The sequence below is a fragment of the Pseudomonas sp. RL_5y_Pfl2_73 genome, assembly GCF_963970515.1.
Taxonomy (GTDB): Bacteria; Pseudomonadota; Gammaproteobacteria; order Pseudomonadales; family Pseudomonadaceae; genus Aquipseudomonas.
In genome coordinates this window covers 77,480-102,168 of the sequence record NZ_CAXAPD010000004.1, presented here as the reverse complement: position 1 = coordinate 102,168, position 24,689 = coordinate 77,480, and the positions used below count along the sequence as shown (strand labels likewise).

The 24,689-nt window shown below is 61.7% G+C and carries 21 protein-coding genes; 11 read left to right on the top strand and 10 right to left on the bottom strand.

Annotation, left to right across the window (positions count from 1 at the left end; translation table 11 throughout):
• Positions 1-13: 13 nt before the first annotated feature.
• From AACY42_RS05195 to AACY42_RS05180, 4 genes are all read right to left on the bottom strand, one after another.
• Positions 14-193 carry a hypothetical protein gene (locus AACY42_RS05195; RefSeq protein ID WP_339477269.1) on the bottom strand — a complete coding sequence of 60 codons (180 nt, stop codon included), beginning with the start codon at positions 191-193 and terminating at the stop codon, positions 14-16.
• Complete coding sequence (locus tag AACY42_RS05190) at positions 190-1,320, bottom strand: PepSY-associated TM helix domain-containing protein (protein ID WP_339477266.1); 1,131 nt, start codon at positions 1,318-1,320, stop codon at positions 190-192. The genes AACY42_RS05195 and AACY42_RS05190 overlap by 4 nt, the downstream gene beginning before the upstream one ends.
• A gap of 156 nt (positions 1,321-1,476) precedes the next feature.
• Positions 1,477-2,184 (bottom strand): 3'-5' exonuclease, encoded by a 708-nt coding sequence (locus tag AACY42_RS05185; protein ID WP_339477264.1) that lies wholly within the window; start codon positions 2,182-2,184, stop codon positions 1,477-1,479.
• Positions 2,181-4,115, bottom strand: coding sequence for a putative nucleotidyltransferase substrate binding domain-containing protein (locus AACY42_RS05180; RefSeq protein WP_339477673.1), 1,935 nt, complete (start codon positions 4,113-4,115; stop codon positions 2,181-2,183). Before AACY42_RS05180 ends, AACY42_RS05185 begins: the two co-directional genes overlap by 4 nt.
• A gap of 258 nt (positions 4,116-4,373) precedes the next feature.
• Here AACY42_RS05180 and AACY42_RS05175 point away from each other — a divergent pair, with 258 nt between their 5' ends.
• Positions 4,374-4,820 (top strand): response regulator, encoded by a 447-nt coding sequence (locus AACY42_RS05175; protein WP_339477261.1) that lies wholly within the window; start codon positions 4,374-4,376, stop codon positions 4,818-4,820.
• Positions 4,821-4,962: 142 nt separating this feature from the next.
• On the opposite strand, the gene AACY42_RS05170 is transcribed toward AACY42_RS05175, so the two are convergent.
• Positions 4,963-7,140 (bottom strand): malate synthase G, encoded by a 2,178-nt coding sequence (locus tag AACY42_RS05170; protein ID WP_339477259.1) that lies wholly within the window; start codon positions 7,138-7,140, stop codon positions 4,963-4,965.
• A gap of 582 nt (positions 7,141-7,722) precedes the next feature.
• On the opposite strand from AACY42_RS05170, the gene AACY42_RS05165 reads away from it, so the two are divergent.
• Complete coding sequence (locus tag AACY42_RS05165) at positions 7,723-8,241, top strand: glycine cleavage system protein R (RefSeq protein WP_339477257.1); 519 nt, start codon at positions 7,723-7,725, stop codon at positions 8,239-8,241.
• Between the two features lie 217 nt (positions 8,242-8,458).
• On the opposite strand, the gene rarD is transcribed toward AACY42_RS05165, so the two are convergent.
• The 5 genes from rarD to AACY42_RS05140 form a co-directional block, all read right to left on the bottom strand.
• The gene (gene rarD / locus AACY42_RS05160; protein WP_339477255.1) at positions 8,459-9,346 is read right to left on the bottom strand and encodes an EamA family transporter RarD; all 888 of its coding nucleotides are present in this window, start codon (positions 9,344-9,346) and stop codon (positions 8,459-8,461) included.
• A 115-nt stretch (positions 9,347-9,461) separates the two neighbouring features.
• On the bottom strand, positions 9,462-10,436 hold the full coding sequence (locus AACY42_RS05155; RefSeq protein WP_003206247.1) for a serine/threonine protein kinase: 975 nt from the start codon (positions 10,434-10,436) through the stop codon (positions 9,462-9,464).
• Between the two features lie 145 nt (positions 10,437-10,581).
• Positions 10,582-12,483: a PhoX family protein gene (locus AACY42_RS05150; RefSeq protein ID WP_339477253.1), complete on the bottom strand. Its 1,902-nt coding sequence runs from the start codon at positions 12,481-12,483 to the stop codon at positions 10,582-10,584.
• Positions 12,484-12,549: 66 nt separating this feature from the next.
• Complete coding sequence (locus AACY42_RS05145; protein ID WP_339477251.1) at positions 12,550-13,314, bottom strand: TOBE domain-containing protein; 765 nt, start codon at positions 13,312-13,314, stop codon at positions 12,550-12,552.
• 57 nt (positions 13,315-13,371) lie between these two features.
• Positions 13,372-14,112: a ComF family protein gene (locus AACY42_RS05140; RefSeq protein ID WP_339477250.1), complete on the bottom strand. Its 741-nt coding sequence runs from the start codon at positions 14,110-14,112 to the stop codon at positions 13,372-13,374.
• Between the two features lie 90 nt (positions 14,113-14,202).
• Here AACY42_RS05140 and bioB point away from each other — a divergent pair, with 90 nt between their 5' ends.
• The 9 genes from bioB to AACY42_RS05095 all read left to right on the top strand — a co-directional run bounded on the left by bioB (position 14,203) and on the right by AACY42_RS05095 (position 24,689).
• Complete coding sequence (gene bioB / locus AACY42_RS05135) at positions 14,203-15,258, top strand: biotin synthase BioB (RefSeq protein ID WP_339477248.1); 1,056 nt, start codon at positions 14,203-14,205, stop codon at positions 15,256-15,258.
• Positions 15,259-15,361: 103 nt separating this feature from the next.
• Positions 15,362-16,540 (top strand): 8-amino-7-oxononanoate synthase, encoded by a 1,179-nt coding sequence (gene bioF, locus AACY42_RS05130; protein WP_339477245.1) that lies wholly within the window; start codon positions 15,362-15,364, stop codon positions 16,538-16,540.
• A complete protein-coding gene (locus tag AACY42_RS05125; RefSeq protein ID WP_339477243.1) occupies positions 16,533-17,264 on the top strand; it encodes an alpha/beta fold hydrolase in 732 nt (243 codons plus the stop codon). The genes bioF and AACY42_RS05125 overlap by 8 nt, the downstream gene beginning before the upstream one ends.
• Positions 17,257-18,069 carry a malonyl-ACP O-methyltransferase BioC gene (gene bioC, locus AACY42_RS05120; RefSeq protein WP_339477241.1) on the top strand — a complete coding sequence of 271 codons (813 nt, stop codon included), beginning with the start codon at positions 17,257-17,259 and terminating at the stop codon, positions 18,067-18,069. The genes AACY42_RS05125 and bioC overlap by 8 nt, the downstream gene beginning before the upstream one ends.
• The gene (gene bioD / locus AACY42_RS05115) at positions 18,066-18,746 is read left to right on the top strand and encodes a dethiobiotin synthase (protein ID WP_339477239.1); all 681 of its coding nucleotides are present in this window, start codon (positions 18,066-18,068) and stop codon (positions 18,744-18,746) included. Before bioC ends, bioD begins: the two co-directional genes overlap by 4 nt.
• A gap of 121 nt (positions 18,747-18,867) precedes the next feature.
• Entirely contained in the window at positions 18,868-19,164 is a 297-nt protein-coding gene (locus tag AACY42_RS05110; RefSeq protein WP_339477236.1) for a pyrroloquinoline quinone biosynthesis protein PqqE, read from the top strand.
• A gap of 275 nt (positions 19,165-19,439) precedes the next feature.
• Positions 19,440-21,245, top strand: a complete 1,806-nt coding sequence (locus tag AACY42_RS05105; RefSeq protein ID WP_339477233.1) for a phenylacyl-CoA dehydrogenase — start codon at positions 19,440-19,442, stop codon at positions 21,243-21,245.
• A gap of 266 nt (positions 21,246-21,511) precedes the next feature.
• Positions 21,512-22,801, top strand: coding sequence for a GGDEF domain-containing protein (locus AACY42_RS05100; protein WP_339477230.1), 1,290 nt, complete (start codon positions 21,512-21,514; stop codon positions 22,799-22,801).
• A 91-nt stretch (positions 22,802-22,892) separates the two neighbouring features.
• Positions 22,893-24,689 carry an acyl-CoA dehydrogenase C-terminal domain-containing protein gene (locus AACY42_RS05095; protein WP_339477227.1) on the top strand — a complete coding sequence of 599 codons (1,797 nt, stop codon included), beginning with the start codon at positions 22,893-22,895 and terminating at the stop codon, positions 24,687-24,689.

The following is a 24,689-nucleotide window of genomic DNA, read 5'->3' as shown; positions in this document are numbered from 1 at the left end:
CGTCCGGTTGGAGTTATCCGCGCTTGATCAATCCCCAAGCCCCCAGCACCGTCGGTATTCCCAGCCCGACCCAGCTCACCGCATCCCAGGCGCCGTCACCGAGTAATGCGCTGACCAACCCCGCCGCACTGAGCGCACCAATCATCAGGGGAATACCAAACACTTTCCAGAAACTCGACTGCCGAGGCCTCACGAGAGGACCTGCGTGCCGATGGTCGCGCGCTTGGCCGCTTTGCGCCGCACCAGCCACAGGTAAACGCCGCTGCCGAGGATGATGATGGTCAGCACATCGAGGGTCGCCCAGAAGATCTGCATCGGCCGGCCACCGTAGTCGCCGAAGTGCAGGGGCAGGGACAGGCTCATCATGTCCATGTACCACGGTCGCTCGGCGACGGCGGTGACGTCCAAGGTGGTGGCATCGATCAACACGGGGGTGAGCAGGTGCGAGGTCAGGTGGGTGTCGCCCTTCATGAAGACGCTGTAGTGGTGCTCGCTGGAGAACAGCGTGCCGGGGAAGGCGATGAAACTCGGCGCCATGCCAGGCGCGACGCCCTTGGCAATATCCAGCAAGCGGGTGGCCGGGGCCAGTTGGGTCAGCGACGGGACGTCGCGGTAGGGTTCGACCATGGCGCTGAGGCTGTCGTTGCGCCACGCGGCGATGATCAGGTCGGCGCAGGCGGCGATCACACCAGTGATACCCACGGTCAGCGCCCAGACCAGCGTGACCACGCCGATCAGGTTGTGCAGGTCGAGCCAGCGCAGGCGCGTGGATTTGTCCTGGCGCACCGTGGCGAACTTCAAGCGACGCATGAACGGCAGGTACAGGACCACCCCGGAGACGATAGCGATCACGAACAGCAGGCCCATGAACGCCAGCAACATCTTGCCCGGCAGCCCGGCGAACATGTCCACGTGCAGGCGCAGCATGACCATCATGAAACCGCCATTGGCCGAGGGCATTTCCAGGGTCTCGCCGGTACGCGCATCGAGCATGAAGGTGTGGGATGAGTTGGGTTCGGTACCCGGCGTCGGCGCCATGATGGTGATGACACCATTGGGCTCGTCATCGTCCCAGCCAAAATACTGGACCACTTCCCCCGGGCGATGGGCCTTGGCTTTTTCCAGCAGTTGTTGCAGGTCCAGTGGCGGCGTGTCGGCGGGCATTTCCCGAAGCTGCGGAGCGTCGCCCAGCAAGTGTTCGATTTCATGGTGGAAGATCAACGGTAGCCCGGTGATTGCCAGCATCAGCAGGAACACCGTGCAGATCAGGCTGGTCCAGGTGTGGACGAAGGACCAGCGGCGGATGGTTTTGCTTTTCATGATCGATTCGGATGCAAAAGGGCACCTTGTGGCGAGGGGTATCTGTGGGAGCAAGGCTTGCCCGCGAAACAGGCGATGCGGTCTTTCTGAAACCGAGTCGCCTCCATCGCGGGCAAGCCTTGCTCCCACAGGCGAACCACCCTAGGAGCAGAGAATTTAGAGTGAGGGCGCCTGCTGCCGTCGTTTCCACTGGCTCAGGCGCTGTTGCAGGTCAAGTGGGCTGTGGAGCTGCTGCTGACGGGCGCGGCTGAACAGGATCAGCGCCAGTTCCGCCGTGGCCAGGGCGTCGGCACTGGCGTTGTGGCGGTCGAAGACTTGCAGCTTGAACCAGTCGATCCACTCGTCCAGGCCGGATTTGCGCAGGTGGGCCTGGGGGCAAAGCATCGGGGCCAGGTCTGCCACGTCGAGGAACGGATGCTGCAGGCGATAGCCCAGGTAATCTTTCAAGGCGCGCCCGAGCATGTGGGAATCGAACGGTGCGTGAAAGGCCAGCAGCGGACTGTCGCCGACAAACTCCATGAACGCCAGTAGCGCCTCGGCCGGGTTGCTGCCAGCGGCGATGGCACTGGGCGCCAGGCCATGGATCAACACACTCGGCCCGAGTTTCTGCTTATCGCATTGCAAGGTGCGTTCGAACTGTTGGCTGAAGTCGATGGCGCCGTCTTCGATGACCACCGCACCGATGGACAGCACCTGGTCCTTGTTCAGGTTCAACCCGGTGGTTTCCAGGTCCAGCACGACCCAGCGTTGTTCCCGCAGGTCGCATTCACCCAAGGCTGAAGCCGCCGGCAGGCGTTCCAGGTGCTTTTGCATTTCTTCGGGCAACATGGGTTGGGCTGGGCGCAACCAGGAAAAAATGCTCACAACTGATACCTCAGCGTTAGGCTGCTTTGCAGACGTTGGGCCTGGCGCAGGGATTCGCGCAGGATGCGTCGGTCCAGATGGTTGAGGCTGTCAGGGTCTACGCGGTTGGAGTAGGGCAGGTTCTCGCGGGTTTGCAGTTGGTGTTGCTGCATGCGGGTTTGCTGGATGAAGTGATAGGCCTCTTCATAGGCTGCGCCATCGAGCGGTTCGATGACTTGTTTGTCGACCAATTGCCGCAAGCGTTCCAGGGTATTGTTGGCTTCGATGCCGTTGGCCAGCGCCAGCAGACGGGCGCCGTCGACGAAGGGCGTCAGGCCCTGCACCTTCAGGTCTAGGGTGGCCTTTTCGCCATTCTTGCGGCTCAGCACGAAATCCCTGAAGCGTCCCACGGGCGGGCGGTGGCGTAAGGCGTTTTCGGCCATCATGCGCTGGAACAAGCGGTTATCGGCCACTTGGTCGAGGAGATGCCGACGCAATTGATCGCAGCCTTGCTCATCGCCCCAGACCACCCGCAAGTCGAAATAGATGCTCGAGCCCAGCAGGTTTTCTGGCGTCGCTTCGCGGATGAATGCCGAAAAGCGGCGCGCCCATTCGGCGCGGGACAGGCACAGCTCGGGGTTGCCGGCCATGATGTTGCCCTTGCACAAGGTGAAGCCGCACAAGGCCAGGTTCTGGTTGATCTGCTGGGCGATGGGCAGCAGCAGGCCACGAATCTGCGCGGCATGGGCGGCGTCCCGGGCTTCGAACAAAATTCCGTTGTCCTGGTCGGTGTGCAGGGTTTGTTCACGTCGGCCTTCACTGCCGAAGCACAGCCAACTGAACGGCACGCCTGGGTCACCCTTGTCGGCCAGGGTCAGCTCGATGACCCGGCACACAGTGTGATCGTTGAGCAGGGTGATGATGTGGGTGATCTGGGTCGACGACGCGCCGTGGGCCAGCATGCGCTCCACCAGTTGGCCGATCTCGCCGCGCAGGGCCACGAGGTTTTCCACTCTGGGCGCGTTGCGGATGGTCCGGGCCAGGTGCACCAGGTCGACGCGCTGCAAGGAAAATAGATCGCGCTCCGATACCACGCCACACAGGCGATGGTCCTTGACCAGGCAGACGTGGGCGATGTGCCGTTCGGTCATGGCGATGGCTGCGTCGAAGGCGCTGTGATCCGGCGAGAGAAAAAACGGCGCCTGGGTCATGTGCCCGACGATTGCCTGGGAAAAGTCCCCGGTACCATCGGCCACCACGTGCCGCAGGTCGCGCAGGGTGAAAATCCCCACCGGGGCTTTCTGCTCGTTCACCACCACGATGCTGCCGACCTGCTGCTCGTGCATCAGCTTGACGGCTTCGCGCAGCGGCATATCCGGGCTGCAACTGACCGGATGGCGCATCGCCAGTTCACCCAGCCGTGTATTGAGGGAGTACTGGGTCCCCAGGGTTTGTGCGGACTTTTGCTGGACCTGCTGATTGACCTGATCGAGCAAGCTGCTGACCCCACGCAGGGCGAAGTCGCGAAACGGGCCGGACAGGGCGAACAGCTTGATGAAGGCCTGCTTGTTCAATTGCAGGCAGAACGTGTCTTCGCCGGCCCGGTGTTCGGTGCGTGTGGCCCGTTCGCCCAGCAGTGCGGCGAGGGGGAAACATTCGCCGGTGGTGATCTCGAAGGTGGTCTCTGTACCCCCCTTGGCCGTATGCGGACGTTCGCCTACCACCCGGCCTTGCTTGACGATGTAGAAGTGTTCCACCAGGCCGTCGGCCGGTTTGATGATGGTGTCGCCCGGCGCATAAAAGCGCAGCAGGCATTGCTCCACCAGATAGGCCAGATGAGCGTTTTCCATCTGGTTGAATGGGGGAAAGCGCTGGAGAAACTGCAGTGTCCCCTGGATGTTTTGCAACACCGCGGTTTTCCCTGCCTGGGTGAAGGCGTCCGCTTTTTTCATAACCATTGCGCAGTCTTTTTTGATTGTTTGTGGTCGGATCCGTTATTGCATGGTCGGCCCCTCAGCGTGGGGTGCCCATTGGACGTAAGTCTAGGTCGCTGAATAGGGGTGGGCTTACGGAAAAAGGCTACGCTAGGTGGCAGAAAAGTCTTCATTAATGTTCTTGGTAAAAAATCCGACGAAGTGCACATTGAAGCGCAGCAGAACGATGTCTGACCACTGTGCCAGGGGATTGATTTAAAGAACGTAGAGAGCACCATGTCCGACCACGATATTTTGAGTGACGCCGAGCGCGAGGCGCTGAGTGCCGCCATGCTGGAACCTGACCTGCCGCCGCAGCGCGTCTTGATCGTCGATGACGACAAGGACGCTCGTGAGCTGCTGTCGGAGATCCTGGCGTTGGACGGGATTCGCTGCATGACCGCTGCCAGTGGTGAAACGGCACTCAAGATGCTGGAAACCAAGCCATCGATCGGCCTGTTGATCACCGACCTGCGGATGCGCAACGTCGATGGCCTGGAACTGGTTCGCCTGGTGCGCGAGTCCGAGCGGGCGGCGTTGCCGATCATCATCGTGTCGGGTGATGCCGACGTGAAGGACGCCATTGAAGCCATGCGCCTGAGCGTGGTGGACTTTTTGCTTAAGCCGATCGATACCGACAAGCTGTTGGGGTTGGTCAAGCGTGAGTTGGGGATGGAGCTTTAAGATCATCTGTGGGAGCAAGCCTTGCTCCCACAGATGAATACCGTCGCCATAAAAGCGCTATGAAAGCGGTCGAGTACTGGAAAATGAAAAAACCCTGATCTTTCGATCAGGGCTTTTTTTTGTGCCGCTGTTTACCGCTCAATCACAACCCATTGGCGGCCTTGAACTCGCGCCGACGGCGGTGCAGTACCGGCTCGGTGTAGCCGTTAGGCTGCTTCGTGCCTTCGATCACCAGCTCGACTGCCGCTTGAAAGGCGATGTTGCGGTCGAAGTCTGGTGCCAGCGGACGGTATAGCGGGTCGCTGGCGTTCTGGCGGTCGACCACCGGCGCCATGCGCTTGAGGCTTTCCATCACCTGGTCCTGGGTGACGATGCCGTGGCGCAGCCAGTTGGCAATGTGCTGGCTGGAGATACGCAGCGTCGCACGGTCTTCCATCAGGCCGATGTCGTTGATGTCCGGCACCTTGGAGCAGCCGACACCCTGGTCGATCCAGCGCACCACGTAGCCAAGGATGCCCTGGGCATTGTTGTCCAGTTCGTTCTTGATTTGCTCCGGTGTCCAGTTCGGGTTGACGGCCAGTGGGATGGTCAGGATGTCGTCCACCGATGCGCGAGCGCGTTTGGCCAGTTCGGCTTGGCGAGCGAACACGTCGACCTTGTGGTAATGCAGCGCGTGCAGGGCCGCGGCGGTCGGCGAGGGCACCCATGCGGTGTTGGCGCCGGCCAGCGGATGAGCGATTTTCTGTTCGAGCATCGCCGCCATCAGGTCCGGCATCGCCCACATGCCTTTGCCGATTTGTGCGCGACCTTGCAGGCCGGTGCTCAAACCGATGTCGACGTTCCAGTTCTCATACGCGCCGATCCACTTCTCGGCTTTCATGTCGGCCTTGCGCACCATCGGGCCGGCTTCCATGGAGGTGTGGATTTCATCGCCGGTACGGTCGAGGAAACCGGTGTTGATGAACACCACGCGCTCGCTGGCGGCCTTGATGCAGGCCTTGAGGTTGACCGTGGTACGACGCTCCTCGTCCATGATCCCGACCTTGAGGGTGTTGCGCGGCAGGTTCAGCACGTCCTCGACGCGACCGAACAGCTCGTTGGTGAACGCGGCTTCTTCCGGGCCGTGCATCTTCGGCTTGACGATGTACACCGAGCCGGTGCGGCTGTTGCGACGGCTGGTGTTGCCGTTGAGGCTGTGGGTCGCGGCCAGGCTGGTGATCAGACCGTCGAGAATGCCTTCTGGCACTTCGTTGCCATGCTTGTCCAGGATCGCGTCGATGGTCATCAGGTGGCCGACGTTACGCACGAACAACAGCGAGCGGCCGTGCAGGGTCACGCTCGAGCCGTCGACGGCGGTGTAGACACGGTCGGGGTTCATGGTGCGGGTGAAGGTCTGGCCACCCTTGGCGACTTCTTCAGCCAGGTCGCCTTTCATCAGGCCGAGCCAGTTGCGGTAGATCACCACTTTGTCGGCTGCATCGACGGCGGCGACCGAGTCTTCGCAGTCCATGATGGTGGTCAGCGCGGCCTCCATCAAGATGTCTTTGACGCCGGCGGCGTCGGTCTGGCCGACCGGGGTACTGGCATCGATCTGGATTTCGAAGTGCAGGCCATTGTGCTTCAACAGCACGGTGGTCGGTGCCGAGGCATCGCCCTGGAAGCCGATCAACTGGGCATCGTCACGCAGGCCGCTGTTGCTGCCGCCCTTGAGGGTGACCACCAGTTTGCCATCAACGATTTTGTAATTGGTGGAGTCGACATGGGAGCCGGCCGCCAGGGGCGTGGCTTCGTCGAGGAAGGCACGGGCGAAGGCGATGACCTTGTCGCCGCGGACCTTGTTGTAGCCTTTGCCTTTTTGCGCGCCATCGGCTTCGCTGATGGCATCGGTGCCGTACAGCGCGTCATACAGCGAACCCCAGCGGGCGTTCGATGCGTTGAGGGCGAAGCGGGCGTTCATCACCGGCACCACCAGCTGCGGGCCGGCCATGCGGGCGATTTCGTCATCGACGTTTTGGGTCGTGGCCTGGAAATCCGCCGCTTCTGGCAGCAGGTATCCAATGTCTTGCAGGAAGGCTTTGTAAGCCACGGCGTCGTGGGCCTGGCCGACACGGGCCTGGTGCCAGGCATCGATCCGCGCCTGGAAATCATCGCGTTTGGCGAGTAGGGCTTTGTTCTTCGGTGCCAGGTCGTGGATGACCTTGTCGGCGCCGGCCCAGAACGCGTCGGCGGTGAGGCCGGCTCCGGGAATGGCTTCGTTATTCACGAAGTCGAACAGGACTTTGGCGACCTGCAGGCCACCGACTTGAACGTATTCAGTCATTGCTTGCCTCACTCTGCTCAGCTATTTCGCTTTTCAGCTCTTCGATTTTGACAATGAAGCCTCGGGACATTTAAAGCACAAACCCCGGAACCAGTGCATGCCATCGCTGGCGGCTGGGTGGTAAGCCTTGCTGACGGGGCTTTTCAGGGATGCGACTGCGCCTTAAGCAGACATCGGTACAGCGTTATGTAGTGCTAGCTGCGGCATACTACATGATCAATTGCGGTTGTGAAAATTAGACTAATTGCGTCGTTCCGCGACCGACTAAAGTGTTACGGTCACGTCGAGACACGGGATGTTCTCAAAAAATAGATGAATTGTTCCATATAATTTTAGTGTTCGTACACAAATCACTGTGAGGAGGGAGCTTGCTCCCCTGTGGAGCTGCCGAAGGCTGCGATCTTTTGACCTTTCGCTTTAGACTCAATTGATAGGGACAAGATCGCAGCCTCGTTGCACTCGACAGCTCCTACGCAGCTCTTACACAGTCCAGCGGGAGTAAGCTCCCTCGCCACAAAAGCGCGAACGTGCTGATTGTCTCTCTTGCCTATACTGTCCCTTCCCCAACAAGAGGACTGCGCCATGGACCACCTCGTCATCACTGTTTTTGCCCCGGACAAGCCCGGGCAGGTCGAGCGCATTGCCGATTGCATCGCCGAACACGGCGGAAACTGGCTGGAAAGTCGCATGTCGCGCCTGGCTGGGCAGTTTGCCGGAATTCTGCGAATCAGCGCCCCGGCCGAGGTCCATGAGGAACTGATCGAAGCCTTGCAGGGGCTATCGACTCACGGCATCCGCGTGTTGATCGCTGAAAGCGCCCTTGAGGAGTCCTGCGCCTGGAAACCCATCACCATGGAGCTGGTGGGCAACGACCGTCCCGGCATCGTGCGGGACATCACCCGGTTGTTGAGCGAGCAGGGCGTCAATGTCGAGCGTCTGGTGACCTACGTCCGGCCGGCGCCGATGAGCAGCGAGCTGCTGTTCCACGCCGAAGCGACTCTGGGGGTGCCGTTGACCTTGTCGCTGGAGACGTTGCAGGAACACCTGGAGACCCTGGCCGATGAGTTGATGGTGGAGCTCAAGCTCAGCGACGAAGCGTAATCAAGGTTATCCAAGGAAAAACGGCGCCTGCCTGTGGATAACCTGTAGAGACCCGGCTCCAGCCCAAGCCCGCCGGGGCTTAGCGGTTAATGATCAAAAAAGCACCAGTTTTCAAGGGCTTGTGCACAAACGGCGGGGATCACGCTGTGGATAACCTTGGGAAGGATACGTGCAGGCCACGGCAGGCGTGGCCTGGAGAACTTTGTGTGTTTTTTGATCAGTTGCGCCGACGCATGCTGATCATCGCATCGACGCTGTACACCGCCAGACCGGCCCAGATAAACAGGAACGCCACCAGCGTGCTGGACGACAGGTGCTCACCGAACAGCATCACGGCGAGCAACAGCACCAGTGTCGGCGCGATGTACTGGAGAAAACCGATGGTAGTGTAGGGCAAATGCCGTGTTGCGGCGTTGAAACACACCAACGGCACCAGCGTCACGGGGCCGGCCGCCACCAGCCACCAGGCTTCGGAGGTGGTCCAGAAGGCCGCCTGGGCACTGGTGGCCGTGGGATTGAACAGCAACCAGGCAATGGCGATCGGCACCAGCATCCAGGTTTCCACCACCAGCCCCGGCAACGCCTTGACCGGTGCCTGCTTGCGGATCAACCCATAGAAACCGAAGGTCAGCGCCAGTACCAGCGACACCCACGGCAGGCTGCCCACTTGCCAGACCTGCTGCGCCACACCGACCGCCGCCAATCCCACCGCCAGCCATTGCATGCGGCGCAGGCGCTCGCCCAACAGCAACAGGCCCAGCAATACGTTCACCAGCGGGTTGATGTAGTAACCCAGGCTGGCTTCGAGCATGCGGCCGTGGTTCACCGCCCAGACGTAGGTCAGCCAGTTGGCTGCGATCAGGGTCCCGCTCAGGGCGAGGATCGCCAGGCGCTGTGGATTGTCCCGCAGTTCACGCCACCAGCCCGGGTGCTTCCAGACCATCAGCAACGCCGCGCCGAACAAGGCCGACCACAGCACCCGGTGGATGATGATCTCCACCGACGGGACGCTGGCGATGGCCTTGAAGTAGATCGGGAACAGACCCCAGATGATGTAGGCACTCAGGCCCAGGATGTACCCGCGACGTGGGTTGGCGGCTTGCATGCAGAATCCTTGCTTAGGCAGCTAACAGAAGGGTGATTGTAAGGAGATTTGTCTGGTTGTGCTGTGAGTATTGTGCACAATCACCGCAGATCCCACAGGGTGGTTCTGCGGTACATCAGAACAGCTTCAACGGCTCTTCATTGAGCGCCGCCAATTGCTCGCGCAACGCCAGCACCTGGTCGCCCCAGTAGCGTTCGCTGCCGAACCACGGGAAGCTACGGGGGAAGGCCGGGTCGTCCCAGCGTCGCGCCAGCCAGGCGCTGTAGTGCATCAGACGCAAGGCCCGCAGTGGTTCGATCAGCGCCAATTCCCGCGGGTCGAAGTCGTGGAACTCACGGTAGCCGTCCATCAGTTCCGACAATTGCCCCAGGCATTCCTGGCGATCGCCGGCGAGCATCATCCACAAGTCCTGCACCGCTGGGCCCATGCGACAGTCGTCGAGGTCGACGATGTGGAACACCTCGTCGCGGCACATCATGTTGCCCGGGTGGCAATCGCCGTGCATGCGGATGTTCTGGTGGGGCGTGGCGGCGTAGACCTCTTCAACGCGCTTGAGCAGGTCCCGGGCGACCGACTCGTAGGCCGGCAGCAGGCTACGCGGGACAAAGCCGCTTGCCAGCACGGTGGCCAGTGAATCGTGGCCGAAGTTCTTCACGCCCAGGGCTTCACGGTGTTCGAACGGGCGGGTCGCACCGACCGCGTGCAGGCGCCCGAGCAATTGTCCCAGGCGATAGAGTTGATCGAGGTTACCCGGCTCCGGTGCACGGCCGCCGCGACGGGGGAACAGGGTGAAACGAAACCCGGCGTGTTCGTGCAGGCTGGTGCCGTTGTGGATCAGTGGTGCGACGACGGGCACTTCGTATTCGGCCAGTTCAAAGGTAAAGCTGTGCTCTTCCAGGATCGCTTCGTTGGTCCAGCGCTGAGGGCGATAGAACTTGGCAATCAGCGGCTCGGAATCTTCGATGCCCACCTGGTAGACGCGGTTCTCGTAGCTGTTGAGGGCCAACACGCGGGCGTCGCTGAGGAATCCGATGCTTTCAACGGCATCGAGCACCAGGTCGGGCGTGAGGGTTTCAAACGGATGGGACATGCTGACTCCTGCGCAGCGGCAGGGCTGCCGCGTCCGGCCCAGCATGGTAGCGCAGACAGAGGCAGATAGGTGGTGGCTGTTGAGACCATCGCGAGCAAGCTGACCCGAGCCCTGTGGAAGCGGGCTTGCTCGCGATGAGGCCTACTCAGGCGCCGATCACCCCGCCATCTTCCCGGGTAATCACCATCACCGAGGACCGTGGCTTGCCGTTGGGCAAGTGCTCAGGAAAGGTCGAGCCGCCGTTTTCCCCAGGATGCTGGATCCCGACGAACAAGGCCTTCTGGTCCGGGGCAAAACTGATCCCGGTCACTTCGCAGCCCACCGGCCCGACCATGAAACGGCGAATTTCACCACTGTTAGGGTCGGCGCAGAGCATCTGGTTGTTGCCCATGCCGGCAAAGTCCCCGGCGTTGCTGGAGTCACCGTCGGTGAGGATCCACAGCCGGCCGGCTTTGTCGAAGCCCAGGCCGTCGGGGCTGTTGAACATGTTCTGCGCATTGATGTTGGACGAACCGGCTTTCGGCGTGCCGGCGTGTACCGTCGGGTTGCCGGCGACCACGAACAAGTCCCAGTCGAAGGACTTGGACGCGTGGTCGTCGCGGTCGGTGCGCCAGCGCAGGATCTGCCCGTAGACGTTCTTGGCCCGAGGGTTCGGCCCATCCACCGGTTGGCCGTCTTCGCCACGCTTGGCGTTGTTGGTCAGGGTGCAATAGACCTGGCCGTCTTTGGGGCTGACCACGATCCACTCAGGGCGGTCCATGCGGGTGGCGCCCACGGCACTGGCGGCCAGGCGCGCATGGATCAGCACTTCGGCCTGGTCGGCGAAACCGCTGCTGGCGTCGAGGCCGTTCTTGCCGTGGGTCAACTCGATCCACTGTCCCTTGCCTTTTGGGTGGTCCGGGTTGCCGTCGCCGGCATCGAAGCGCGCCACGTACAAGGTGCCATCGTCCAGTAGATGACGGTTGGCCTGGGCATTGCGCGGGTTGATGCGCTCGCGACTGACGAACTTGTAGATGAACTCACCGCGCTCATCATCGCCCATGTACACCACGGCACGACCGTCATTGGTTTGCGCCAGGGCGGCGTTTTCGTGTTTGAAACGGCCCAGGGCGGTGCGTTTCACGGGAGTGGATTGCGGATCGAACGGGTCGATTTCCACCACCCAGCCGTGGCGATTGAGTTCGTTGGGGTTCTTCGCCAGGTCGAAGCGCGGATCGTACAGGTGCCAGTTGATCTCGCGGCTGGTGACGGTCGCGCCATAGCGTTTTTGCGCTTCATCGAACTGCAAGTCGGACTTACTGCTGCCGAAGCAGTCGGTGAAGTTTTCTTCGCAGGTCAGGTAAGTGCCCCACGGCGTCATGCCGTTGGCGCAGTTCTGGAAAGTCCCCAGTACATTTTTGCCGCTCTGGTCGGCACTGGTTTTAAGCAGGTCGTGGCCGGCGGCCGGGCCGCGCAGGCGAATCGGCGTGTTGCCGTGGATCCTGCGGTTGTAGCGCGATTGCTGGACGAACTGCCATTGGCCGCGACGACGCTGGACCTCGATCACCGACACCCCTTCGCTGGCCTGGGCCTTGTGCACGTCTTCGGCCGACTGCGGCTGGCCGCCGTGGGGGAAGAGGTAGCGGTAGTTGGTGTATTCGTTGTTGATCGCCATCAGCGCCCGGTTATTGTCGCCGGGGAAGGGGAACAGGCTCATGCCGTCGTTGTTGTCGCCGAACTGCTCTTCCTGTGCGCGGGCGGTGCCGTTGCCACTGGGGTCGAAGGCCGGTGCTTTTTTCTGCAGTGGCTGGCCCCAGCTGATCAGCACCGAGGACTTGTAGCCTGGCGGCAACGTGATGGTGTCGGCCGTGGCGGCGGCGATGCTGTTGAAGCCCAGCAGGCGGCTGTTGCCTTCGCTCACGGCGGCGGCCAGGACGCTGCGGCTCAGCAGGTTGCCGCCCAGGAACATCGCCGCGCCGCACAGGGCGCCGGCGCTGATGAAGCTGCGCCGGCTCAGGCCGACGATCTTTTCCAGGTCGGTGGATTGGTTTTCTTCTAATAGGCTCATCTGAGGCTCCCTGCTGGTTTTGGCAGTCACCTTAGAGCGGGTCGATGAAACTATTGTTGCAACACGCTACAGCGGTGTGCCGAGCAGCACATTTGTCGCTGAAAACGTCACTTGCACCGGTGAGCCGGTTTCCAGATGCTGCTTGTGTAGCTCAAGCGGGTCGGCCAGGGCGCACAGCGTCTGGCCGTTGGGCAGGCCGATGCGCACTTCGCTGGGGCCGTCTTCGGCGGCGTCGACCTGTTCGATCAGGCCGCGCAGCGTATTGGTCCCCGGTTTTTCCGCTTGTTCGATGGGGTGCAATTGCAGCCAGCCAGCCTTGATCAGCGCCACCACGTCGGTGCCGACAGCCAGCTCCAGGCGCAGCGTGCTGTCATGGGTAATCTGGGCTTCGATGAGCAGGCCCCGGGCCAGCTCCAGGCGTACCCGGTCGTTGTGCCCCTGGGCCTCGATACTCAGGACCTTGCCATGCAATTGATTGCGGGCGCTGGTGCGCAGCATCAGGCGACTGAGCAGGCCCAGGTCGCCGGCATCCTCGCTTGCTTCCAGCAGTTGCGTCTGCAGCATTTGCAGGCGCAGATACAGGCGCAGCACGCGTTGACCTTCCTCCGACAACTTGGCGCCGCCACCGCCCTTGCCGCCGACACTGCGTTCCACCAACGGTTGGTCCGCCAGGTTGTTCAACTCATCGATGGCATCCCACGCCGCCTTGTAGCTCAGGCCCGCGCTCTTGGCTGCGCGGGTGATCGAACCTTGTTCGGCGATATGCTGCAACAGGGCGATGCGTTGCGGGCGCCGAACGATGTGCTGGGTCAGAAGCGTGGGCAAGGACATGGCGGAAACTGCGTGTAAAGGTCGATGAGCGGACGTTGGCGCCTTGGGCGTGGCGCGTCAAGCCGACTCTCCGGGTTTCGGCGTGCGAGCCAGGCAGTACACATCGACCCGCGCAGCGCCGGCATCGAGCAGCAGGGCGGCCAGTGCCTGAGCGGTGGCGCCAGTGGTGAGCACGTCGTCGACCAACGCCAAGTGACGGTTGCGCAACGATGCCTGGGGCGCGAGGGCAAAGGCCTGACGCAGGTTTCGCCGCCGGGCCCTGGCATCGAGAGCCTGTTGGGCGGGGGTGTCCTGGGTGCGTCGCAGCAGGTGTTCTTCGCATGGGATCGCCAGCGGCCCACTGAGCCAGCGGGCCAGCAACGCTGCCTGGTTGAAACCGCGCTGGCGCAAACGCCGGGCCGCCAGTGGCACCGGCACCAGCGCGTCGGGCCGCTCCAGCCCTTCGTCGAAATGGTGTTGCAGCGACTGCGCCAACAATTCGCCCAGCAGCCTGCCCAGGGGCCATTTCGCCTGATGCTTGAAACGGGTGATCAGACTGTCCATCGGGAAGTCGTAGGTCCAGGGCGCCAGGACCCGTTTGAAGGCCGGCGGTCGCGAGGCGCACTGTCCGCAACGCAGTCCGGCCATGGGCAGCGGCAAGGCGCAGACGCTGCATTGATCGCCGAGCCAGGGCAACTCGCTTTCACAGGGTGTGCAGATGGGTTGTGGCGTATCGGTGCTTTCGCCGCACAGCAGGCAGGGTTGTTTGTTTTTTAACCAGATGTAAACCGGTCCTTTGTATCGTGGTTGACAGCGCATGGCTCTTCCTTAAATATGCCGAACATCCGTGTCGCGCCTGTGGGTATTCCATGCCCCAGGCGCTAGCCAAGCATAATCAAGGAAATGCCCATGAGCGCCAGCACCACTGCCAACCTGCGTCATGACTGGTCTTTGGCCGAAGTCAAAGCACTCTTCGTCCAGCCATTCAATGACCTGCTGTTCCAGGCGCAGACCGTGCACCGCGCGCACTTCGACGCCAACCGCGTCCAGGTTTCCACGCTGCTGTCGATCAAGACCGGCGCGTGCCCGGAAGATTGCAAATATTGTCCGCAGTCCGGTCACTACAACACCGGGCTGGATAAAGAGAAATTGCTCGAAGTGCAGAAGGTCCTCGAAGAGGCCGCGCGCGCCAAGTCCATTGGTTCGACACGCTTCTGCATGGGGGCGGCCTGGAAGCACCCGTCGGCCAAGGACATGCCCTATGTGTTGGAAATGGTCAAAGGCGTGAAGGCCATGGGCCTGGAAACCTGCATGACCCTGGGCCGACTCGACCAGGAGCAGACCGAAGCGCTGGCCCTGGCCGGCCTGGACTACTACAACCACAACCTCGACACCTCGCCGGAGTTCTACGGCAGCATCATCACCACCCGCACCTACAGCGAGCGCCTGCAAACCCTGGCCTACGTGCGTGATTCGGGGATGAAGATCTGCTCCGGCGGCATCCTCGGCATGGGCGAATCCCTGGACGACCGCGCCAACTTGCTGATCCAACTGGCGAACCTGCCAGAGCACCCAGAATCGGTGCCGATCAACATGTTGGTCAAAGTTGCCGGCACGCCGTTGGAGAATGCCGAGGACGTCGATCCGTTCGATTTCATCCGTATGCTCGCTGTGGCGCGGATCATGATGCCCCAGTCCCATGTGCGCCTGTCCGCCGGCCGTGAAGCGATGAACGAGCAAATGCAGTCCCTGGCGTTCCTGGCCGGAGCGAACTCGATTTTCTACGGCGACAAGCTGTTGACCACCGCCAACCCGCAAGCCGACAAGGACATGCAGTTGTTCGCACGCCTGGGCATTCAGCCCGAAGCCGGCGAAGAACATGCCGACGAAGTGCATCAGGCGGCGATTGAACAGGCGCTGGTGGAGCAGAAGAGCAGCGAGCAGTTCTATAACGCCGCTGTTTGAGTTGACGCAAAACCCAGTGTGGGAGCGGGCTTTGTGGGAGCCAAGCCGGCTCCCACAGGGGATCTCATCCCGTCTTAAATCAGTGGTTCACCCCGAGGCCTGCATGCCCTTCGATCTCGCCGCACGCCTGGCTGCCCGTCGTGCCGACAACCTCTATCGCCAGCGCCCGCTGCTCGAAAGCCCGCAGGGCCCGGAAGTGGTGGTGGACGGCCAGCCGTTGCTGGCGTTCTGCAACAACGATTACCTGGGCCTGGCCAATCACCCGCAAGTGATCGAAGCCTGGCGCGCCGGGGCGCTCCGTTGGGGGGTCGGGGGTGGCGCCTCCCATTTGGTGGTCGGCCACAGTGGCCCTCATCACGCCCTGGAAGAAGCCTTGGCCGACCTGACCGGCCGCCCGCGGGCGTTGTTGTTCACCACCGGTTACATGGCCAACCTCGGCGCCGTCACTGCGCTGGTGGGGCAGGGCGACACAGTGCTGGAAGACCGCCTCAATCATGCTTCGCTGCTCGACGCTGGGCGGTTGTCCGGTGCGCGTTTCAACCGGTACCTGCACAACGATGCCTCGAGTTTGGCCAGCCGTCTGGAGAAAGCCACCGGCAATACTCTGGTGGTCACCGACGGCGTGTTCAGCATGGACGGCGACATTGCCGACCTGCCGGCCCTGGCCCGTGAAGCCAAGGCCAAGGGCGCCTGGCTGATGGTCGACGATGCCCACGGTTTCGGTCCGCTGGGGGCCCATGGCGGCGGTATCGTCGAGCATTTTGGCCTGAGTCAGGATGACGTGCCGGTGCTGGTGGGCACTCTGGGCAAGGCCTTTGGCACCGCCGGGGCTTTTGTCGCCGGCAGTGAAGAATTGATCGAGAGCCTGATCCAATTCGCTCGCCCCTATATCTACACCACCAGTCAACCGCCGGCCCTGGCCTGCGCCACGCTCAAGAGCCTTGAACTGCTGCGCAGCGAGCATTGGCGGCGCGAGCACTTGCAGGTGCTGATTCGTCAGTTCCGCCAGGGCGCCGAGCAGATCGGCCTGCACTTGATGGACAGCTTCACGCCGATCCAGCCGATCCTGATTGGCGATGCGGGGCGGGCCATGCGCTTGTCGCAGATGCTGCGTGAGCGCGGGTTGATGGTCACGGCGATCCGCCCACCCACCGTACCGGCCGGCAGCGCCCGTTTGCGCGTGACCCTGACCGCCGCCCACAGCGAGGCCCAGGTGCAGCTATTGTTGAATGCACTGGCCGAGTGTTTTGCCCTATTGGGACCGGAGCCAAGCGATGCGTGATCGACTGATACTGCTGCCGGGCTGGGGGTTGGGCGTTTCACCACTGGAGCCGCTGGCGGCGGCATTGCAAGGGCTCGACGAACACTGGCGAGTGGAAATCGAACCGTTGCCGGCGTTGGTATCGAACGACCCCGATGAATGGCTCGAAGAGTTGGACGCCACCGTGCCTCAGGACGCCTGGCTGGGCGGTTGGTCCCTGGGCGGGATGCTGGCCGCGGCGCTGGCGGCGCATCGGGGTGAGCGCTGCCGCGGTCTGCTGACCCTGGCGAGCAATCCGTCCTTTGTCGCCCATGAGCAATGGCCGAGCGCGATGGACGGCCAGACCTTCGATGGCTTCCTCGCTGGCTGTGCGGCCGATCCACGCCAGACCCTCAAGCGCTTCAGTTTGTTGTGCGCCCAGGGCTGCAGTGATCCACGCGGGTTGTCGCGGTTGTTATTGGCCGGGGCGCCGAGTACATCGCCCGAGGTCTTGATGGCCGGGCTCGAACTGCTGGCTCAATTGGACACTCGCGCCGCATTGCAGCGCTTTGGTGGCCCGCAACTGCATCTGTTTGCCGGGCTCGATGCGCTGGTGCCGGCCGAGGCCGCGGGTGAATTGCTGGCCTTGCTGCCGGATGTCGAAATCGGTCTGATCGAACAGGCCGGCCACGGATTCCTTCTGGAGGACCCGCACGGTGTAGCGGGGGCGATCCAGGCTTTTTTGCATGAGTCCGGCGATGACTGATCTGTCTCTTCCCCAATTGCCCGGTGCCTTGCCCGACAAGCGCCAGGTGGCAGCTTCGTTTTCCCGGGCGGCAACCAGCTATGACAGCGTGGCCGAACTGCAACGCGACGTGGGCCAACAGTTGCTCGGGCGCTTGCCGTCTTCGTTTGTCCCGCAACGTTGGCTGGACCTGGGTTGCGGCACCGGCTATTTCACCCGGGCCCTGGGCGCGCGTTTTGGCGTGACTTCCGGTCTGGCGTTGGACATCGCCGAGGGCATGCTCAACCATGCTCGTCCCCAAGGTGGCGCCGCGCATTTTGTCGCTGGCGACGCTGAGCGGTTGCCTTTGCAAGCGGCCAGCTGCGACCTGGTGTTCTCCAGCCTGGCGGTGCAGTGGTGTGCCGATTTTACCGCGGTGCTGAGCGAGGCCCATCGTGTGTTGAAACCGGGCGGGGTGTTTGCCTTCACCAGCCTCTGCGTAGGCACACTGTACGAGTTGCGCGACAGTTGGCGTCAGGTGGATGGCTTGGTGCACGTCAACCGTTTTCGTGGGTTCGAGACGTATCAACACCTTTGCGCGGACAGCGGGCTGAATGTCGTCAGCCTTGAAAACCGTCCCCATGTGTTGCATTACCCCGACGTGCGCAGTCTGACTCACGAATTGAAGGCCTTGGGCGCCCACAATCTGAACCCCGGTCGCCCCGGCGGCTTGACCGGCAGGGCGCGGATCCTGGCGCTGGTTGAAGCCTATGAGCCGTTTCGTCAGGCGCAAGGGCTGCCGGCGACTTACCAGGTGGTCTACGCCGTTTTGGAGAAACCGCTATGAGCCTAGCCTATTTCATTACCGGCACTGACACCGACGTGGGCAAGACCACCGTCGCGGCGGGGCTGCTGCACGCCGCGCGCCAGGCCGGCATGAGCACCGCCGCCGGCAAGCCCTTGGCCTCCGGTTGTGAGGTCACGCCCAAGGGCCTGCGCAATGCCGATGCCCTGGCGCTGCTGGCCGAGTGCTCGGTGCCGCTTGAGTATGCCCAGGTCAATCCGCTGGCATTCGAGCCGGCCATCGCGCCGCACCTGGCCGCCCGGGAAGCCGGCGTGGCGCTGACGGTGCAGTCCTTGTTGGGGCCGATGCGTGAGGTGCTGGCCCTGGAGGCCGATTTCACCTTGATAGAGGGTGCGGGCGGCTGGCGCGTGCCGTTGGCCGATCAGGATAATCTTTCGGATCTGGCGATGGCTCTGGGCTTGCCGGTGATCCTGGTGGTGGGCGTGCGCCTGGGTTGTATCAGCCATGCGTTGCTGACCGCCGAGGCCATCGCCCGGGACGGCCTGCAACTGGCCGGTTGGGTGGCGAATATCATCGATCCCAAGACCTCGCGCCTGGAAGAAAATCTCGCCACCTTGGCCGAACGCCTCCCGGCGCCGTGTCTGGGGCGCGTGCCGAGGGTCAAAGGCATTACGGCCGATATCGTGGCTGAGCATCTGCACCTGGATTTGCTGGATTAATCATCCAAGGGAAGGTTTTTACTATGACAAGGCACTGTGCCATTAGTGTTTTTGTCGGGTCTTTTCCTTGGGGTTCTGATTCAATAGCCATTGTCGACCCTTCAAGAAGACGAGCCCTGCCATGGAAATCTCAGGAAACACCGCGTTCTATGCCGGTCTGAGCACGATTCAGACAGGGCAGAACCGTGTCGATCAGGCGGCCGGCCAGATTGCCAACACCACGATCGAGCGTTCGGTCACCAGCCAGTCGTCCGAAGTCCAGGTTGATCGCCTGCGGTCAGTGGATCGTAGCCAGCAGTCGGACCTGACCAGCAACATGGTCGAACTGTCCCAAGGCAAGTCCCAGGTGCAGTTGGGCGTGAACGTGGCCAAGGCATCCGACGAAATGCTCGGTACGTTGATCGATACCTTCGCCTGATCCTGCTCTTCAGATTTTCGAGAACGCCGCGATTATTCGCGGCGTTCTTGCCTCTAACGTCTTATTGCTCAACTAATATTTTCCTACGCACATCGCGGATTCTTCAGCGCGATGGATTTCCCGTGTCCGACATTTTTTTCGGCTGATGATGAACGGCAAAAGATCGGCGCTTGACAAGATTTGGGCGTAAACGTATGTTTCAAACAACTGTTTGACCGCTACAACAAATCCACGCGGTCGTTCATTCCCGGTTACATCAGCAGAGGTTTATCGCTATGCCTGACTACAAGGCCCCCTTGCGTGATATTCGCTTCGTTCGTGACGAACTGCTTGGCTACGAAGCGCATTATCAGAGCCTTCCGGCTTGCCAGGATGCAACTCCGGACATGGTTGACGCCATTCTCGAAGAAGGCGCCAAGTTTTGTGAGCAGGTGCTGGCTCCGCTGAACCGCGTGGGCGACATCGAAGGTTGCACCTGGAGCGAGTCCGGCGTGAAGACCCCGACGGGTTTCAAGGAAGCCTACAAGCAATTCGTCGAAGGCGGCTGGCCAAGCCTGGCCCACGACGTCGAGCACGGTGGTCAAGGACTGCCGGAATCCCTGGGCCTAGCGGTCAGCGAGATGGTCGGTGAAGCCAACTGGTCGTGGGGCATGTACCCGGGCCTGTCCCATGGCGCGATGAACACGATTTCCGAGCACGGTACGCCCGAACAGCAAGAGGCCTACCTGACCAAGCTGGTTTCCGGCGAATGGACCGGCACCATGTGCCTGACCGAACCGCACTGCGGCACCGACCTGGGCATGCTGCGCACTAAGGCCGAGCCTCAGGCCGACGGTTCCTACAAAGTTTCCGGTACGAAGATCTTCATTTCGGCCGGCGAACACGACATGGCTGACAACATCGTCCACATCGTGCTGGCGCGCCTGCCGGACGCACCGGCTGGCACCAAGGGCATTTCGCTGTTCATCGTTCCCAAATTCCTGCCTAACGCGGACGGTTCCATCGGCCAGCGCAATGCGGTGAGCTGTGGTTCCCTGGAACACAAGATGGGCATCCACGGCAACGCCACTTGCGTGATGAACTTCGACGCGGCCACCGGTTTCCTGATCGGCCCGGCGAACAAAGGCCTGAACTGCATGTTCACCTTCATGAACACCGCACGCCTGGGCACCGCGCTGCAAGGCTTGGCCCACGCCGAGATCGGCTTCCAGGGCGGTCTGAAATATGCCCGTGATCGCCTGCAAATGCGTTCCCTGACCGGCCCGAAAGCGCCAGACAAGGCCGCCGACCCGATCATCGTGCACCCTGACGTGCGTCGCATGCTGCTGACCATGAAGGCTTTCGCCGAAGGTAACCGGGCGATGGTCTACTTCACCGCCAAGCAGGTCGACATCGTCAAGTACGGCGAGGATGAAGAAGAGAAGAAAAAAGCCGATGCGCTGCTGGCGTTCATGACGCCTATCGCCAAGGCTTTCATGACCGAAGTCGGCTTCGAATCGGCCAACCATGGCGTGCAGATCTATGGCGGCCACGGCTTCATCGCCGAGTGGGGCATGGAGCAGAACGTTCGCGACAGCCGTATCTCTATGCTGTACGAAGGCACCACCGGCATCCAGGCCCTCGATCTGCTGGGTCGTAAAGTGCTGATGACCCAGGGTGAGGCGCTCAAGGGTTTCACCAAGATCGTCCACAAGTTCTGCCAGGGCAACGAAGGCAACGAAGCGGTCAAGGAGTTCGTGGAACCCCTGGCTGCGCTGAACAAGGAATGGGGCGAGCTGACCATGAAAGTCGGTATGGCGGCCATGAAGGATCGCGAAGAAGTCGGCGCGGCGTCGGTGGACTACCTGATGTACTCCGGTTACGCCTGCCTGGCCTATTTCTGGGCCGACATGGCGCGCCTGGCGGCGGAAAAACTCGCAGCCGGCACCACTGAAGAAGCCTTCTACACTGCCAAGCTGCAGACCGCGCGTTTCTACTTCCAGCGCATCTTGCCGCGTACCCGTACCCACGTGGCAACCATGCTGTCGGGCGCCAACAACCTGATGGACATGAAGGAAGAGGACTTCGCGCTGGGCTACTAAGCCTAACGCGGTTCTTCCAAGCCGCTGTTTCTTCGGGAGCAGCGGCTTTTTCATGTCCGCCGTAAATCACCTTGTGGGAGCGGGCCCGCTCTCACAGGGGGATCTCTAAACATTTCGAAAAAACATTCATCCAACTCGACCCTAAGAAAACCGTCCCCTCTGCCGTTACAGCGATGGCAGTGTGACATCTGTCACGTCTCGCGTGCCTTACTGCTCCAGTTGCAGGCACAATGCCATCCTTGATCAGCCGGGTCGGAGCTTTACCCTTGCCGCGTTCTTCCGCTGTACGTCTAAGCCATTTCCTACCGTCATTGCTGTTGTTGCTAGCGGGGCTTGCAGCTGCCTACGTCAAGGATCTCAACGTTTTCTTCACCTCGCTGTTCAACGTCCTCCCGACACTGGTGTTATTGCTGGGCGGGGCGTATTGCGCGGTTTACCGACGTCAACGTGAGCTGTTTCTGATGGTCACGGTGTACATCGCCTATTTCTTGCTGGATACCCAGACTGACTTCTACCGCGATAACGGCAAGGTGCGCGAAGACGCGGCGGTGGTGTTCCATCTCGTTTGCCTGTTGCTGCCACTATTGTTCGGGCTGTTCGCCGCCTGGCAGGAGCGCACCCATCTGTTCCAGGACATGGTGGCGCGGTTCGCGGTGTTGTTGGTTTTTGGCAGTGTGGCGCTGGCCCTGGAGCAGAGTTTTCCCCAGGCCCTGCTGTTGTGGCTTTCTGAGATCCGCTGGCCGGCGTTGCACGGCGCCTGGATGAGCTTGATCCAATTGTCTTACCCAATGTTCGCCACCGCGTTCCTGCTGCTGGCCTGGCAGTATTGGCGCAACCCCCGGCCACTGCATGCTGCGCAATTGGTGGGGGTGCTGGGGTTGTTCTGGATGCTGCCGAAAACCTTCATCCTGCCGTTCACCCTGAACATCATGTGCAGCCAGGTGATGCTGATGATCGCCGCGGCGGTTGCCCACGAGGCCTATCAAATGGCCTTCCGTGACGAGCTCACCGGCCTGCCCGGGCGTCGGGCGCTGAACGAACGCATGCAGCGCCTGGGTCGCAATTATGTGCTGGCGATGAGCGACGTGGACCACTTCAAGAAATTCAACGACACCCACGGCCACGATGTGGGTGACCAGGTCCTGCGCCTAGTGGCCAGCAAATTGTCGAAAATCGGCGGTGGCGGTAGGGCGTATCGCTATGGCGGTGAGGAATTTGCCCTGGTGTTCGCAGGCAAGACCATCGACGAGTGCATGCCCCATCTGGAAGTCATCCGTCAGTCCATCGAGACGTACGCCATCCAGCTGCGCAACCCCGACAGTCGTCCCCAGGACGATCAGCAAGGCCGCCAGCGCCGTTCCGGCGCCGGAACGTCCAGCGTCTCGGTGACGGTGAGCATCGGCGTCGCGGAGCGCGTTGAGCAACGCACGCCTGAAGAAGTGCTCAAGTCCGCCGACCAGGCGCTCTATAACGCCAAGGGCGCGGGGCGTAACTGTGTGATTGCCTTCGGGCAGAGCCGCCGCGGCGCGGTGCGCATGGAGGCTGCCGCGGGTTGAGTGATGACGGCGCATTCAGCGTCTGGACTGTGATTGTGGGCCTGGGTGGCCGGCAGTAGGTTGAAACGATCTGCTACCGGAGAAGACCACCATGCCCGAGTACAAAGCCCCGCTGCGCGACATGCGCTTTCTGATCGATCACGTCTTCGATTTCCATGGCCGCTATGCCGAGCTGGGCGCCAGCGATGCCAGCCCGGACATGGTCAGCGCGATTATCGAGGAAGGCGCCAGGTTCTGCGAGAACGTGCTGGCGCCGCTCAATCGCTCCGGTGACGAAGAAGGTTGTCATTTCGACAACGGCGTAGTCACCACACCGACAGGCTTCAAGCAGGCTTTCGCACAGTACGTGGAGGGCGGCTGGCATGGGCTGGCGGTGGACCCGGCGTATGGCGGCCAGGGCTTGCCCAGCTCCCTGGGCCTGGTCATCAGCGAGATGATCGGCTCCAGCAACACCTCCTGGGGCATGTACCCGGGCCTGACTCACGGCGCCATGTCGGCGATTCACGCCCACGGCACGGCAGAACAGAAACAGGCCTACCTGAGCAAACTCACCGCCGGCCAGTGGACCGGCACCATGTGCCTGACCGAAGCCCACTGCGGCACCGACCTGGGTATCATCAAAACCCGCGCCGTACCCCAGGCCGACGGCAGCTACGCGATCTCCGGCAGCAAGATCTTCATTTCCGCTGGCGAACACGACATGAGCGATAACATCATCCACTTGGTGCTGGCCAAGTTGCCAGATGCTCCCGCCGGGACCAAGGGCATCTCGCTGTTCATCGTGCCCAAGTTCCTGCCCGACGCCACGGGTGAGGCAGGGGCGCGCAATGGCGTTTCCTGCGGTTCGATCGAACACAAGATGGGCATCAAGGCATCGGCCACCTGCGTGCTCAATTTCGATGGGGCCAAGGGGTTCCTGATCGGCGAGCCGAACAAGGGCCTCAATTGCATGTTCACCATGATGAACCACGCCCGGCTCGGCACCGGCATGCAGGGCCTGTGCCTGGGCGAGGCGAGCTTCCAGGGCGCGATCAAGTACGCCAACGACCGTTTGCAGATGCGCTCGCTGACCGGCCCCAAGGTGCCGGAAAAGGCCGCCGACCCGATCATCGTCCATCCCGATGTGCGCAGAATGTTGCTGACCATGAAGGCCTTCAACGAAGGCAACCGGGCGCTGACGTATTTCACCGCGCAACTGCTCGATACCGCGCACCTGAGCCCGGACGAATCCGCCCGCCAGGAGGCCGATGACCTGTTGGCATTTCTCACCCCGATCTGCAAGGCCTTCATGACCGACACCGGGCTGGAAGTGACCAACCACGGCATGCAAGTGTTCGGCGGTCACGGCTTCATTCGCGAATGGGGCATGGAACAATTGGTGCGAGATTGTCGCATTGCGCCGATCTACGAGGGCACCAATGGCATCCAGGCCCTGGATTTGCTGGGGCGCAAAGTGCTGGGTAGCCAGGGCAAGTTGTTGCGAGGCTTCACCAAAATCGTCCACACCTTCTGCGCCGCGAACGCCGGGCATCCGCAGCTCAAGGAGTACGTCGCCCAACTGAACGGACTCAACCAGCAATGGGGTGAACTGACCACCCAGGTCGGTATGGCGGCCATGAAGAATCCCGATGAGGTGGGGGCCGCCTCCGTGGATTACCTGATGTACAGCGGCTACATCATCCTGGCCTACCTGTGGGTGCGCATGGCCTTGGTAGCCCAGGCGCAGCTTGACAGCGGCCACGGTGATGGGGATTTCTGTCAGGGTAAATTGGCGACGTGTGAGTTTTACTTCAAACGTCTGCTACCGCGCACGACCGCCCATCGGGCTGCCGTCGAGGCGGGGAGTGATTGCCTGATGAAGCTGCCGGCGGAGTTGTTTGCGCTTTGA